The sequence below is a fragment of the Pseudomonas sp. JC1203 genome, assembly GCF_056175065.1.
In genome coordinates this window covers 127,789-142,639 of the sequence record NZ_JBWCAM010000004.1, presented here as the reverse complement: position 1 = coordinate 142,639, position 14,851 = coordinate 127,789, and the positions used below count along the sequence as shown (strand labels likewise).

11 protein-coding genes are annotated in these 14,851 nt (G+C 64.1%); 7 read left to right on the top strand and 4 right to left on the bottom strand.

The features are described 5' to 3' along the window. Window positions 1-241: 241 nt before the first annotated feature. From hrpA to AC0SZ7_RS08095, 4 genes are all read left to right on the top strand, one after another. Window positions 242-4,153 (top strand): ATP-dependent RNA helicase HrpA, encoded by a 3,912-nt coding sequence (gene hrpA / locus AC0SZ7_RS08110; RefSeq protein WP_475503907.1) that lies wholly within the window; start codon window positions 242-244, stop codon window positions 4,151-4,153. A 204-nt stretch (window positions 4,154-4,357) separates the two neighbouring features. After that, window positions 4,358-5,479, top strand: coding sequence for a beta-ketoacyl-ACP synthase III (locus AC0SZ7_RS08105; RefSeq protein ID WP_475503906.1), 1,122 nt, complete (start codon window positions 4,358-4,360; stop codon window positions 5,477-5,479). A gap of 408 nt (window positions 5,480-5,887) precedes the next feature. Further along, window positions 5,888-7,246, top strand: a complete 1,359-nt coding sequence (locus tag AC0SZ7_RS08100; RefSeq protein ID WP_475503905.1) for an OprD family porin — start codon at window positions 5,888-5,890, stop codon at window positions 7,244-7,246. A gap of 163 nt (window positions 7,247-7,409) precedes the next feature. Then, window positions 7,410-8,531, top strand: coding sequence for a GNAT family N-acetyltransferase (locus tag AC0SZ7_RS08095; protein WP_475503904.1), 1,122 nt, complete (start codon window positions 7,410-7,412; stop codon window positions 8,529-8,531). A 25-nt stretch (window positions 8,532-8,556) separates the two neighbouring features. Here the strand turns inward: AC0SZ7_RS08095 and AC0SZ7_RS08090 are convergent, their stop codons facing one another. The 4 genes from AC0SZ7_RS08090 to AC0SZ7_RS08075 are packed head-to-tail and all read right to left on the bottom strand — an operon-like array spanning window position 8,557 to window position 12,738. After that, the gene (locus AC0SZ7_RS08090; RefSeq protein ID WP_475503903.1) at window positions 8,557-10,389 is read right to left on the bottom strand and encodes an ABC transporter ATP-binding protein; all 1,833 of its coding nucleotides are present in this window, start codon (window positions 10,387-10,389) and stop codon (window positions 8,557-8,559) included. A 40-nt stretch (window positions 10,390-10,429) separates the two neighbouring features. After that, window positions 10,430-10,993, bottom strand: coding sequence for a peptidylprolyl isomerase (locus tag AC0SZ7_RS08085; RefSeq protein WP_455921363.1), 564 nt, complete (start codon window positions 10,991-10,993; stop codon window positions 10,430-10,432). Further along, window positions 10,987-11,802 (bottom strand): alpha/beta fold hydrolase, encoded by an 816-nt coding sequence (locus AC0SZ7_RS08080; protein WP_475503902.1) that lies wholly within the window; start codon window positions 11,800-11,802, stop codon window positions 10,987-10,989. The genes AC0SZ7_RS08085 and AC0SZ7_RS08080 overlap by 7 nt, the downstream gene beginning before the upstream one ends. 12 nt (window positions 11,803-11,814) lie before the next feature. Further along, on the bottom strand, window positions 11,815-12,738 hold the full coding sequence (locus AC0SZ7_RS08075) for a PA3225 family LysR-type transcriptional regulator (RefSeq protein ID WP_475503901.1): 924 nt from the start codon (window positions 12,736-12,738) through the stop codon (window positions 11,815-11,817). A gap of 50 nt (window positions 12,739-12,788) precedes the next feature. On the opposite strand from AC0SZ7_RS08075, the gene AC0SZ7_RS08070 reads away from it, so the two are divergent. From AC0SZ7_RS08070 to AC0SZ7_RS08060, 3 genes are all read left to right on the top strand, one after another. Beyond that, window positions 12,789-13,103: a 3-phosphoglycerate kinase gene (locus tag AC0SZ7_RS08070; RefSeq protein WP_475503900.1), complete on the top strand. Its 315-nt coding sequence runs from the start codon at window positions 12,789-12,791 to the stop codon at window positions 13,101-13,103. 141 nt (window positions 13,104-13,244) lie between these two features. Then, window positions 13,245-13,844, top strand: coding sequence for an FMN-dependent NADH-azoreductase (locus AC0SZ7_RS08065; protein ID WP_475503899.1), 600 nt, complete (start codon window positions 13,245-13,247; stop codon window positions 13,842-13,844). 141 nt (window positions 13,845-13,985) lie between these two features. Further along, window positions 13,986-14,849, top strand: a complete 864-nt coding sequence (locus AC0SZ7_RS08060; RefSeq protein WP_475503898.1) for a carboxylate/amino acid/amine transporter — start codon at window positions 13,986-13,988, stop codon at window positions 14,847-14,849. The last annotated feature ends 2 nt before the right edge of the window (window positions 14,850-14,851 follow it).

Sequence of the window (14,851 nt, the reverse complement as noted above, 5' to 3'; positions counted from 1 at the left end):
GTGGTTAAATCGGGATTGTCGTACCTTCAGTCTACCTTCGGCTAAACATTCTGCCCCTCTGTAGCAGCGGCCGTCAGGTCGCGTCACAGGCGCCGCGCACCGTCTGATCCACTGCGCCGCCTGCGACGCCGCCTTCGGCAGCTGCTACAGAAGCCCCCTGCACATGGCCAATATGATAAACCCCCGCAAATCTGCGACAATCCCGCCCATTCTTTTTGCCGCGTAGCCATTTGCGTACCTGATGACCGACCACAATCCCGTTATCGACACACTGTTCAAGAACCTCGACCAGGCCATGATCGGCGATCGCCATCGCCTGCGTCGGCAATTGCACGAGCTGCGCAAGAAGCCCGACGAGGTCAAGCTGGGGCAGTGGGTCGAACGGGCGCAGGCGTCCATGGCGCAGGTCACCGCGCGCAAGCAGAGCGTGCCGGCCATTCGCTACGACGACAGCCTGCCGATTGCGGCCAAGCGCGACGAGATCAAGAAGATCCTCGCCGAGCACCAGGTGCTGATCATCGCCGGCGAAACCGGCTCGGGCAAAACCACCCAGCTGCCCAAGATCTGCCTGGAATTGGGGCGCGGCCAGCACGGCCTGATCGCCCACACCCAGCCCCGGCGTATCGCCGCGCGCAGCGTGGCCACCCGCGTTGCCGAAGAACTGGCGACGCCGCTGGGCGCGCTGGTGGGTTACCAGGTGCGGTTCGAGGACCAGAGCGACGCCAACACCCTGGTCAAATTGATGACCGACGGCATCCTGCTGGCCGAGACCCAGCACGACCGCTTCCTGGAACGCTACGACACCATCATCGTCGACGAAGCCCACGAACGCAGCCTGAACATCGACTTCCTGCTGGGCTACCTGAAGACCCTGCTGCCGCGCCGCCCGGACCTGAAGGTGATCATCACCTCGGCGACCATCGACCTGGAGCGTTTTTCCAAACACTTCGACGACGCGCCGATCATCGAGGTGTCGGGTCGTACTTACCCGGTGGACACCTGGTACCGCCCGCTCACCAGCGAGCAGGACGAGGAGGGCAACAGCGTCGAGGACGACCTCACCGTCGACCAGGCGATCATTGCCACCCTGGATGAAATTGCCGCGTTCGAGCGCAGCGAAGGCAAGCGCCCAGGCGACGTGCTGGTGTTCCTGCCTGGCGAGCGCGAGATTCGCGACGCCGCCGAAATGCTGCGCAAGGCCCAGCTCAAGCACACCGAGATTCTGCCGCTGTACGCGCGCCTGTCGCCAGCCGAGCAGCAGAAGATTTTCCAGAGCCACCCCGGCCGCCGCGTGGTACTGGCGACCAACGTCGCCGAGACCTCGCTGACGGTGCCGGGCATTCGCTACGTGATCGACAGCGGCACCGCGCGCATCAGCCGCTACAGCTACCGCGCCAAGGTCCAGCGCCTGCCCATCGAGGCCGTATCCCAGGCCAGCGCCAACCAGCGCAAGGGCCGTTGCGGCCGGGTAGAGCCGGGCATTTGCATTCGCTTGTACAGCGAAGAGGACTTCCTTGGCCGGCCGGAATTCACCGACCCCGAGATCCTGCGCACCAACCTTGCCGCGGTTATCCTGCAGATGCTGCACCTGCGCCTGGGTGAGATCGACCAGTTCCCGTTTATCGAGCCGCCGGATGGCAAGGCCATCACCGACGGCTTCAACCTGTTGCAGGAACTGTCGGCGGTCAACCGCGAGAACCAGCTCACGCCAATAGGCCGCCAGCTGGCGCGCCTGCCGGTGGACCCGCGCATGGGCCGCATGCTGCTGGAGGCCGCGAAGCAGGGCAGCCTGCAGGAAGTGCTGATCATTGCCAGTGCGCTGTCGGTGCAGGATGTGCGCGAGCGCCCGCCCGAGCGCCAGCAGGCCGCCGACCAGGCGCACGCCCAGTGGAAAGACGCCGATTCCGACTTCGCCGCGCTGGTAAACCTGTGGCGCGGCTTCGAAGAGCAGCGCCAGGCCCTGACCGCCAGCCCGCTGCGCAATTGGTGCCGCAAGAACTTCCTCAACTACCTGCGCCTGCGCGAGTGGCGCGATGCGCACCGGCAGTTGAGTCTGATCTGCCGCGACCTGCAGTTGACCATTAACAAGGAACCGGCCGACTACCCGAAATTCCACAAGGCGATTCTGTCCGGCCTGCTCAGCCAGATCGGCCAGAAGACCGAGGAAGGCGACTACCTGGGCGCCCGCCAGCGGCGTTTCTGGATTCACCCCTCGTCGGGCATCGGCAAGAAGCGCCCGCAGTGGCTGATGACTGCCGAGCTGATGGAAACCACCAAGCTGTACGCGCGCATGGTGGCCAAGATCGACGCCGACTGGATCGAGCCGCTGGCCGGCCACCTGATCAAGAAAAACCACTTCGAGCCCCATTGGGAGAAGAAGCGCGGCCAGGTGGTGGCCTACGAACAAATCACCCTGTTCGGCCTCATCGTGGTTGGCCGCCGCCCCGTGCACTACGGCCCGGTGGACCCGGTGGTGTCGCGCGAGCTGTTCATCCGCGAGGCGCTGGTGCGCGGCGAGATACAGTCGCGGGCCAAGTGCCTGACCGCCAACCGCGAACTGCTGGAGCAGCTGGACGCGCTGGAAGCCAAGGCGCGCCGCCGTGACATTCTCGCTGACGAAGAAACCCTGTACGCGTTCTACGACGCTGGCGTGCCGGCCGAGATCCACCAGACGGCGACCTTCGACCACTGGTACAAGACTGAAAGCCAGAAGAACCCCAAGCTGCTGATCATGCGCGAGGAGGACGTGCTGGCCCGCGAAGCCAGCGAAGTCACCGCCGGCCAGTACCCGGACACCCTGCGCCTGGGCGACCTGACCCTGGCCCTGAGCTACCACTTCGAGCCGAACCACCCACGCGATGGCGTGACCGTCAGCGTGCCGGCGCCGTTGTTGCCGGCGCTGCCCAACGAGCGCCTGGAGTGGCTGGTGCCGGGCCTGCTGGAGGCCAAGTGCATCGCCCTGGTGCGCAACCTGCCCAAGGCCATCCGCAAGAACTTCGTGCCGGTGCCGGACTTTGTCCGCGCCGCCCTGGCGCGCATCACCTTCGGCGACGGCTCGCTGCCCCAGGCGCTGGGCCGTGAGCTGCTGCGCATGACTGGTGCGCGGGTCAGCGACGAGGCCTGGGCCGAGGCCGAGCAGCAGGTGGACAGCCACCTGCGCATGAACATCGAGGTGCTGGACGGTGACGGCAAGTTCCTCGGCGAAGGCCGCGACCTGGCCGAGCTGACCGCGCGCTTCGTGCAGGCCAGCCAGGCCGCCCTGGCGGCGCCGCAGTCGGCCAAGAGCCAGCAGCCAGTGGAGGCCAAGGCCTTCGCCGCCGTGGCCGAGACCACCCAGCAGAAGATCGCCGGGCTGTCGATGACCGTGTACCCGGCGCTGGTGGAAGAGAACGGCACCGTCAAGGAAGGGCGTTTCTCCACCGCCGCCGAAGCCGAGTTCCAGCACCGCCGCGCGCTGCAGCGCCTGCTTTTGCAGCAACTGGCGGAACCGGCGAAGTTCCTGCGCGGCAAGTTGCCCGGGCAGACCGAGCTGGGCCTGCTGTACCGCGAACTGGGGCGCATCGAGGCGTTGGTGGAAGACATTCTGCTGGCCAGCCTCGACACCTGCATTCTCGAAGGCGAAGCCAGCCTGCCGCGCGATGGCGCCGGGCTGGCGGCGCTGGCCGAGCGCAAGCGCGGGGCCTGGGCCGAGCACGCCGAGCGCCTGGCGCGCCAGACGCTGGATATCCTCAAGCTGTGGCACGGCCTGCAGAAGCGCTTCAAGGGCAAGATCGACCTGGCCCAGGCCGTGGCCCTCAACGACATCAAGCAGCAACTGGGCCAGCTGGTGTACCCAGGTTTCGTGCGCCAGACCCCGTCGGCCTGGCTCAAGGAGCTGCCACGCTACCTCAAGGCCATCGAAATGCGCCTGGAGAAACTGGGCAGCCAGGTGCAGAAGGACCGGGTGTGGAGCGGCGAGCTGGGCAATGTCTGGGCCCAGTACCAGGCACGGCAGGCCAAGCATGCCCAGGAAGGCAAGCGTGACCCGGAATTGGAGCTGTACCGCTGGCTGATCGAGGAATACCGGGTGTCGCTGTTCGCCCAGCAGCTGGGCACCAAGGTGCCGATCTCGGACAAGCGCCTGAGCAAGCAATGGAGCCAGGTAGAGGCGTGAACTGCCGTGTGCCCTTTATCGTGAAAAGGGCACTTTTTCGGCAAATCTGGCACAATTGGCCACCGATTCACCGCGACGCCGGGGTTGCCTGGGCCCGCATCGCGCCCGTGACAGTGCTTTTCGCAAAATGGTACGTTAGTGCCATTTTGCTGCGACTCACTCTGCCGCTGCCCCGCACCGGCCACCAATAATAGAGGAACGAGCGTGCATAACGTCGTCATCAGCGGCACCGGCCTGTACACCCCGGCCGAGAGCATCTCCAACGAAGAACTGGTGCAGTCCTTCAACGCCTGGGCGCACCAGTTCAACGCCGACAACGCCGCTGCCATCGAGCGTGGCGAGTTGGCCGCGCAGACCGAATCCAGCGCTGCCTTCATCGAGAAAGCCTCGGGCATCAAGAGCCGCTTCGTCATGGACAAGGCCGGCATCCTCGACCCGCAGCGCATGAAGCCGCGCCTGCCGGAGCGCTCCAACGAGGAACAGTCGATTCTCTGCCAGATGGGCGTTGCCGCCGCCGAACAGGCGTTGCAACGGGCCGGCAAGACGGCCGCCGACATCGATGCGGTGATCGTCGCCTGCTCCAACCTGCAGCGCGCCTACCCGGCCGTGGCCATCGAAGTGCAGCAGGCGCTGGGTGTACAGGGCTTCGGCTTCGACATGAATGTGGCCTGCTCGTCGGCCACGTTCGGCATTCAGGCCGCCTACAACAGCGTCGCCCTGGGCCAGGCCCGCGCGGTGCTGGTGGTCAGCCCCGAGATCTGCACCGGGCACCTGAACTTCCGTGACCGCGACAGCCACTTCATCTTTGGTGACGCCGCCACCGCAGTGGTGGTCGAGCGTGCAGACCTGGCAACCTCGCCGCACCAGTTCGAGGTGGTCAGCACCAAGCTGCTGACTCAGTTCTCCAACAACATCCGCAACAACTTCGGCTTCCTCAACCGCGCGGCGGAAGAGGGCATCGGTGCCCCGGACAAGCTGTTCGTGCAGGAAGGCCGCAAGGTGTTCCGCGAGGTGTGCCCGATGGTGGCCGAGCTGATCGGCCAGCACTTGGGCGAGAACCGCATCGACGTCAACGACGTGAAGCGTTTCTGGCTGCACCAGGCCAACCTGAGCATGAACCACCTGATCGTCAAGAAACTGCTGGGCCGCGAGGCTGCGGTGGAAGAGGCGCCGGTGATTCTGGACACCTACGCCAACACCAGCTCGGCGGGCTCGGTGATCGCCTTCCACACGTACCAGGACGACCTGGGCAAGGGCGCGCTGGCGGTACTCAGCTCGTTCGGCGCCGGCTATTCCATTGGCAGCGTGATCCTGCGCAAGCTGTAAGCCCTGCCAGTTGCCCCAAACGCCACCGCAACGGTGGCGTTTTCATTTCTGTGGGAGCTGGCTTGCCAGCGAGTTTTTTGGGCAAATCAAAAACTCGCTGGCAAGCCAGCTCCCACAGATCATGAAAGGGTTTTCATATTCTCGCTGGCAAGCCCGCTCCCACAGATCATGAAAGGGTTTTCATATTTAGAGACACATGCGTCGCGTGGAAGCCCCGGGTTTACGTCTCAACATTAACTAATCTTCATTTCAAAAAGTTCCGCTGTCATCAAATCTTAATATTCGAGCCACCTCGCTGAAATATCCGCTGGTCAAGATGCCCTCCCATAAAGCTTGCCGGACTTGCGTTCGCATACCAGGCAGCGTCGCTGAAAAACTTAAAAAAGCAGTACTCAAAGGAGTAAATCAATGAACAAGTCCACCGTGGCCCTGACCATGGCTCTGGGTATCATGGCGCAGCAGGCTATGGCCGAAGGCTTTCTTGAAGACAGCAAGGCGACCCTGAAGCTGCGCAACTACTACATCAACACCGACAACCGCGACTCTGGCACCGCCAAGAACGCCAACTACACCGCTGAGTGGGGCCAAGGCTTCCAGCTGGAATTCCAGTCGGGCTACACCGCCGGCACCGTTGGCTTCGGCCTGGATGCCATCGGCCTGCTGGGCGTGAAGCTCGATTCCAGCCAGGGCAAGCACGGCAACCCTACCGGTACCCTGGACGGCGGTACCGTGTTCCCGAGCGATGGCAATGAGGCCGCCGACTCCATGAGCAGCCTGGGCCTGACCGCCAAGGCCAAGATCTCCAAGACCGAATTGAAGCTGGGCACCCTGATGCCCAAGCTGCCGGTCATCCAGTACAACGACGGTCGCCTGCTGCCGCAGACCTTTGAAGGTGGCCAGATCACCTCGAACGACATCAAGGACGTGACCCTGATCGCCGGTCAGATCGACCAGGCCAAAGGCCGTAACTCCAGCAACTACGAAAACCTGTCGATCAGCGGCGCCAACGGCAGCGGCAACAGCAACATCGGCGAGCGCAGCAACAAGTTCTACTACGGCGGCGTGGACTACAAGATCACCAAGGACCTGCTGGTCCAGTACTACTACGGTGAGCTGAACGAGTTCTACAAGCAGCACTTCCTGGGCCTGGTACACAACTGGGCTATCGGCCCGGGCGTGTTGAAGTCTGACCTGCGTGCGTTCCACAGCACCGACGACGGCGCCAACGGCAACGACGCGGCCTACTACACCACCGGCAACTACAGCGGTGTTGCCAGCGGCAAGGGCCCGGTCGACAACAACCTTTACAGCGGCCTGTTCCTGTACACCGTGGCTGGCCACACCTTCGGCGGCGGCTACCAGGTCAGCAACGGCAGCTCGGACTTCCCGTGGCTGAACCAGGGCGACGGTTCGTCGAACTACACCATCACCGACATGCAGATCCAGAAGTTCGGCCGTGCCGGCGAGCGCACCTGGCAAGCACGCTACTCGTATGACTTCGCCGCACTGGGCCTGCCAGGCGCAACCGTTGGCCTGGTCTACCTGCGTGGCGACAACATCGACACCGTGGCCACCAACGGCAGCGTTGCCGGTTCCGGCCGCTCGGAATGGGAACGCGACCTGACCCTGGCCTACGTGGTGCCGGACGGCAAGCTCAAGGGCCTGGGCTTCACCTGGAAAAACGCCATGTGGCGCAACGACATTCCAGGCCAGCGCGACCAGGACGAAAACCGTGTAATCGTCAGCTACACGCTGCCACTGCTGTAAACCGCTTTTTCCTCATCCGTTAAAGCTCTCTCTTGCCCCGCCTCGTGCGGGGCTTTTTTTTTGCCCACGCCCAGGCACCGCGGTCATCGACGCGGCCTGCGGCCGCTGCTACAGGTTAGATGGCGGATATGGCATCCTTGGTCCTTCCAATGAGGGGATTGCCATGCCATTGCACGTCGCGCACAGCCTGGGCGAAGTCGCCGCCAGCGACTGGGACGCCCTGCTGCCCATCGACCAGCCATTCCTGCGCCACGCCTTCCTCAGCGCCCTGGAGGACAGCGGCAGCCTGGGCAAGCAGTCCGGCTGGCGTCCCGAGCACCTGCTGCACATCGAGGACGGCACGCTGATCGCGGCCATGCCCGCTTACCGCAAGTGGCACTCCTACGGTGAATACGTGTTTGACCACGGCTGGGCCGACGCTTGCCGCCGCGCCGGTATCGACTACTACCCCAAGCTGCTGTGCGCCGTGCCCTTCAGCCCGGTGGCCGGGCCACGGCTGCTGGGCAGCGGCCAGGCGTTGCTGCAGGCGCTGCCGGGCTACGTGGAAGTCGAGGAACTGTCTGGGGCGCACATCAACTTCACCGACCCGGCGCTGGATGCGCTGATCGCCGAACAGCCCGGCTGGCTGGAGCGCCTGGGCTGCCAGTACCACTGGCACAACCGCGGTTACCGCGACTTCCAGGATTTCCTCGACGGCCTGGCCTCGCGCAAGCGCAAACAAATGCGCAAGGAGCGTGAGCAGGTGGTGGGGCAGGGCTTCGAGTTCGACTGGCGCGAGGGCCACAGTTTGAGCGAAGCCGAGTGGGACTTCGTCTACGCCTGCTACGCCAACACCTACGCGGTGCGCCGTCAGGCACCCTACCTGACCCGCAACTTCTTCAGCCTGCTGGCCGAACGCATGCCCGAGGCCATACGCGTGGTCTTCGCCAGGCAGGGCGGCCGGGCGGTGGCCATGGCCTTCAGTCTGGTGGGCGGCGACACCCTTTACGGCCGCTACTGGGGCTGCCTGGCAGAGTTCGACCGCCTGCACTTCGAGACCTGCTTCTACCAAGGCATGGACTACGCCATCGCCCAGGGTTTCCAGCGTTTTGATGCCGGGGCGCAGGGGGAACACAAATTGATTCGCGGGTTCGAGCCGGTGATCACCCGGTCGTGGCATTACCTCAGTCACCCTGGCTTGAAGAACGCGGTGGCCGAATTCCTGCACGAGGAGCGTGCGGGGGTGCGGGCCTATGCCGAGGAGGCGAGGGCGGCGCTGCCTTATCGCCAGGCAGACACCCCGTAGCAGCTGCCGGAGGCGGCGTCCCGCCTCAATCAATCCCCACGAACCCACCCGTCTGGTGGTGCCACAAGCGCGCATACAACCCCTGGTGCGCCAGCAGTTCCTTGTGGCTGCCCAGCTCGACAATACGGCCTTTTTCCAGCACCACCAGCCGGTCCATCTTGGCGATCGTGGACAGGCGGTGGGCGATGGCGATCACGGTCTTGCCCTGCATCAGGGTTTCCAGGCTTTCCTGGATCGCCGCTTCAACCTCCGAGTCCAGCGCCGAGGTGGCTTCGTCCATGATCAGAATCGGTGCGTTCTTCAGTAGCACGCGGGCAATGGCGATGCGCTGGCGCTGGCCGCCGGACAGTTTCACGCCGCGCTCGCCCACGTGGGCGTCCAGGCCAGTGCGGCCCTGGGCGTCGGACAGGTGCGGGATAAACTCGTCGGCGCGCGCCTTGACCACGGCATCCCACAGTTGCGCCTCGCTGGCGCCGGGGCGACCGTACAGCAGGTTGTCGCGAATGGAGCGGTGCAGCAACGAGGTGTCCTGGGTGATCATGCCGATCTGTGCGCGCAGGCTTTCCTGGCTGACGTGGGCGATGTCCTGACCGTCGATGAGGATGCGCCCGCCGGGCAGGTCGTAGAGGCGCAGCAGCAGGTTGACCAGGGTCGACTTACCGGCGCCGGAGGGGCCGATCAAGCCGATCTTCTCGCCGGGACGGATGTCCAGGGTCAGGCTTTCGATGATCTTGCTGCCCTTGCCGTAGTGGAAGTCGACGTTGTCGAAGCGCACCGCGCCGCGGTCCACCTTCAGTTTGGGAGCGTTCTTGGCGTCGGTGACGCTGACCGGCTGGGCGATGGTCTGCAGGCCATCCTGGACCATGCCGATGTTCTCGAAGATGCCGTTGACTACCCACATGATCCAGCCGGACATGTTGACGATGCGAATCACCAGGCCCGTGGCCAGGGCGATGGCGCCGACCGAAATCAGTGACTGGGTCCACAGCCACAGGGCCAGGCCCGTGGTGCCTACGATCAGCAGGCCATTGAGGGTGGTGATGGCGATGTCCATGCTGGTGATGACGCGGCTGGCCAGCTGCGACTTCTCTGTCTGCTCGCTGATGGCCTCGCGGGCGTAGCGCTGTTCCATGTTGGTGTGGGCGAACAGCTTCAGGGTGGCGATGTTGGTGTAGCCGTCGACGATGCGGCCCATCAGCTTGGAGCCGGCGTCGGAGGAAATCACCGAGCGTTCCTTCACCCGGGGCACGAAGTAGTACAGGGCGATGATGTAGGCGAAGATCCAGCTGATCAGCGGAATCATCAGCCGCCAGTCTGCCTCGGCGAACAGGATCAGCGAGCTGATCGCGTAGATCAGCACGTGCCAGAGCGCGTCCACCGCCTGCACGGCCGAGTCACGCAGGGCGTTGCCGGTCTGCATGATGCGCTGGGCGATGCGCCCGGCGAAATCGTTCTGGAAAAAATTCAGGCTCTGCTTGAGTACGTAGTTGTGGTTCTGCCAGCGGATCATGCTGGTCATGCCGGGGCTGATGGTCTGGTGCACCAGCAGGTCGTGCAGGCCCACGAAGATCGGCCGCAGCACCAGCGCCACCACTGCCATCCAGGCCAGCTCCCAGGCGTGTTCGCTGAAGAAATGCACGTTGGGCGTGCCCTGGGCCAGGTCGATGATGCGGCTGAGGTAGCTGAACAGCGCCACCTCGATTAGCGCGCCTACCAGCCCCACCACCAACAGGGTGGCGAAGCTGGGCCAGACCTGGCGCAGGTAGTACACATAGAAGGCCAGCACCCGGGTGGGCGGCGACTCGGTGGGCGCCTCACGGAAGATATCGATCCACTTTTCAAAACGGCGGTAAAGCATGGGGGCGAAAACTCCTGTGTTGGGCCTGGCCTTCAGGCCGTCAGTCGACGCGCTTGGCCGACTTGATGAAGACCGGGTCGGAAGGCACGTCCTGCATGCCGCCCTTGGTGGTGGTAGGGGAGTGGACGATCTGGTCGACCACGTCCATGCCGCTGACGACCTTGCCGAACACGGCGTAGCCGAAGTCGCGGTTGCCGTGGTCGAGAATCTCGTTGTCGTTGACGTTGATGAAGAACTGGCTGGTGGCCGAGTTGACGTTGCTGGTACGTGCCATCGACAGGGTGCCGCGCACGTTCTTCAGGCCGTTGTCCGCTTCGTTCTTGATCGGGTCACGGGTTTCTTTCTCGTTCATCTGTGCGGTAAAGCCGCCGCCCTGGACCATGAAGCCGGGGATCACGCGGTGGAAGATGGTGTTGTTGTAGAAGCCGCTGTCCACGTAGGCCAGGAAGTTCTTGCTGCTGATGGGGGCCTTGACCATGTCCAGTTCGATTTCCACCTTGCCGAAGCTGGTGTCCATCAGCACATGGGGGTGCTGGGCGTCGGCGGCCATCAGCTGGCTGGCGAACATCAGGGAGCAGGCGGCGAGGGCGATTTTTTTCAGCATGGGACTCGTTGATCCTTGGGGGTGGAGGACACTGTGGCGAGGAAGTCCTTGAGTGTCCGGTTGAAGAGTTCGGGTTGGTCCAGGGGCGTAGCGTGCCGCGAATTGGCGATGACTGCCAGTTTTGCGTTGGGCATCAGCTTGATGTACTGCTCCTTGAGGGCCACCGGGGTGTAGTCGCGGTCGGCGCTGATGATCAAGGTGGGACAGCGGATCTGCCCGATGCGTTCCTGCACGCCCCAGCCGACGATGGCGTTGAAGCTGGCGATGTAGGCGTGCTTGTCATTGCGTGCCCAGCGTTCGCTGATTTTGCGCCGCAGCTCGGCCTGTTCGGGGAGCGGAAACAGTTTTCCACCCAAGCCCTTGCCGATGGCGCCCATGCTGACCAGGTGCATCAGCCCCCAGCGCTTGAACCATTGCCAGTAGTCATCGGGTTTGCGCAGCTTGACCTCGGGTGCGGCGTTGACGATGGTCAGGCTCTTGAGCAGGCCGGGGTAGTCGACGGCCATCTGGAAGCCGGTCATGCCGCCCATGGACAGGCCCACGTAATGCACGGGGCCTGTGCCCAGGCGCTCCAGCAGCGCCGCCAGGTCGGCGGCAAAGCCTTCGATGCTGTAGCGCTCGCGGGGCTTGTCGGAGCGGCCGTGGCCGCGCAGGTCCACGACGATGACGCGGTAGTGAGGGGCCAGGTCCGGTACCTGGTATTCCCAGTCCGGGGCGCTGGAGCCCAGGCCATGGACCAGCAGCAGGGGGTCGCCCTGGCCGTATTCTTCGTAGTGCAGTGCGCAACCGTCGTGTTCGAAAAAGGCCATGGGCGACTCCTGTCAGGCTTGTTGGGGGGCGGCGAAAGGCGCATCCAGGGGCGCGGTGTCGAACTGGCGCAACAGCTCCACCAGGATCTGCGTGGCCGGGCCCAGGGGTTTGTCCTTGTTGGAGTAAAGATAGAAAGTGGGGTGGCGGCTACCGCCCTGTTCCATTTTCAGCGGCTTGAGCAGGCCTTCGCGCAGCTCGCGCTCGATCAGGTGGCGCGGTAGCCAGGCAAAGCCCAGGCCACTGCCGACGAAGGTGGCGGCGGTGCCCAGGCTGCCCACGGTCCAGCGCTGCTCGGCGCCCAGCCAGCCGACATCGCGCGGTTGGTGCCGGCCGCTGTCGCGAATCACCACTTGCAGCTGGCTTTCCAGGTCCTGGAAGCTGAGTTCGCGGTTCAGCCGGTGCAACGCGTGGTCGGGGTGGGCGACGGCGACGAATTCCACGGCGCTCAGTTCCGTGCCCAGGTAACCGGGGATGCTATAGCTGCTGATGGCCAGGTCGGCCACGCCTTCGGTCAGCACCTCGTCCACGCCCGACAGCACCTCTTCGCGCAGGCGTACCCGGCAGCCGCGGCTCTGCGGCATGAAGGCGGTGAGTGCGCGCACCAGGCGGGCGCTGGGGTAGGCGGCGTCCACTACCAGGCGCACCTCGGCTTCCCAGCCCTGTTCCATGTGGTGGGCCAGGTCTTCCAGTTGGCTGGCGTTCTTCACCAGCTGGCGCGAGCGCCGCAGCAGCACGCCGCCGGCCTCGGTGAGCACCGCCTTGCGGCCATCGATGCGCAGCAGCGGCACGCCCAGTTGGTCCTGCATGCGCGCCACGGTGTAGCTGACCGACGACTGGGAACGGTGCAGGGCTTCGGCGGCCTGGGCGAAACCGCCATGGTCGACCACCGCCTGCAGGGTTCGCCACTGATCCAGGGTAACGCGGGGCGCTTTCATCAACGGCTCCTGATGTCCTAAGCTGGCAATACCCTTCTGGAGACTGCCGAATGAAAAGTTGCTGTGCGCTCGTGCTGACGCTGTTGCCATTGACTGCCTTTGCCTATCCCATCGAGGTGGAAAAGCATCTGGCCGGTACCGAAATCTCCTACACCACTTATGACACCGCTGGCGACATGGGTTCGATCGACCTGCGCAACGATGGGTCGGAGGCGGCAGAGTGCACCGTGGTGTTTCGCAACGGCCCCGAAGCCCCGCGCACGCGCAAGGTGCGGGTGGAGCCGGGGCAGACCGCGAGCGCCTTGCAGCGCTTCAACCGCGATATTCTCAAATTGCGCCTGACGGTCACTTGCAAGCCAGCTTGAGCGCTTTGGAAATAGAGTAGAGGAACGGCTTGGTAAATCAACTTAATTGATAGGTTGTAGCGGTTTTTTGCGCTTTTTTATCAACTATTCACTCTCTACCATGGCCTCCATCAACTCAACACACTGATGGAGGCCATGGCCATGTCCCGCGTACAGATCATCGAAAGCAGCGCCCGCACAGAAGGTTCAATCTCGCGCCAGCTCACTGCGCAGTTCATTGATCAGTGGCGGGCAGCCCACCCAGCTGACCTCATCAGCGTCCGCGACCTGGCCGTGAACCCGGTGCCGCACCTGGACGCCGACCTGCTGGGCGGCTGGATGAAACCCGAAGCCCAGCGCAGCGCGGCTGAACTGCAGGCCCTGGCCCGTTCCAACGAACTGACCGAGGAAGTGCTGGCCGCCGACGTGCTGGTACTGGCCGCGCCCATGTACAACTTTGCCATTCCCAGCACGCTGAAGGCCTGGCTTGACCATGTGCTGCGCGCCGGCGTCACGTTCAAGTACACCGAGACCGGCCCCCAGGGCCTGCTCACCGGCAAGCGCGCCATTGTGCTGACGGCCCGCGGCGGCATCTACGCCGGCAGCAGCGCCGACCATCAGGAACCGTACCTGCGCCAGGTGCTGGCCTTCATCGGCATCCACGACGTGCAATTCATTCATGCCGAGGGCATGAACCTGGGTGGCGACTTCAGCGAGAAGGGCCTGAACCAGGCCAAGGCGCTGGTGGCCCAGGTGGCTTGATTCATCGCATCAACGCTCCTTTTTCTGCACTTCCCGCTCCTTGGTGCTTCAACCCGGCCGCGTCCCCCACGCGTGCCGGGTTTTTTTATTGCCCGCACCCGGCCAATTGGCTAAGGTCGCCGCCTCACGCAAGGGGCACCCATGGGCTATCTACTTCTCGTCACACTGATTCAGGCATTTTCCTTCAACCTCATCGGCGTTTACCTGGCCGGCCACGTCGACAGTTATTTCGCCGTGCTGGCTCGCGTCATCATCGCCGGCCTGGTGTTCATCCCGTTGAGCCGCTGGCGCGGCATGGCGCCGGGGTTCGTGCGCTCGATGCTGCTGATTGGCGCATTGCAATTCGGCGTCACCTACGTGTGCCTGTACCTGAGCTTCCGTGTGCTGACGGTGCCTGAAGTGCTGCTGTTCACCATTCTGACGCCGCTGCACGTGACGCTGATCGAAGATGCGCTCAACCGCCGTTTCAACGCCTGGGCGCTGCTGGCGGCACTGGTGGCAGTGGCTGGCGCGGCGATCATTCGCTTCGACAGCATCGCCCCGGACTTCTTCATCGGCTTCCTGCTGCTGCAACTGGCCAACTTCACCTACGCCGCCGGCCAGGTGCTGTACAAGCGCCTGGTGGCGCGCTACCACAGCGACGAGCCGCAGTACCGCCGCTTCGGCTACTTCTTCGTCGGTGCGTTGCTGGTGGCCTTGCCGGCGTTCCTGGCGTTCGGCAATCCCCAGCACCTGCCTGAAACGCCCGTTCAATGGGGCGTGCTGGTATTCCTCGGGCTGGTGGCCACGGCGCTGGGCATGTACGCCTGGAACAAGGGCGCCAGCCAGGTCAGCGCCGGCACCCTGGCGGTGATGAACAACCTGCACATTCCCACGGGGCTGCTGATGAACCTGCTGATCTGGAACCAGAACGAGCCGTTGGGGCGCCTGGCGCTGGGCGGAGTGGTGATACTGGCGTCGCTGTGGATCAGCCGGCGCGGCGCGGGTGAGCCTGCAGGAACGTGACA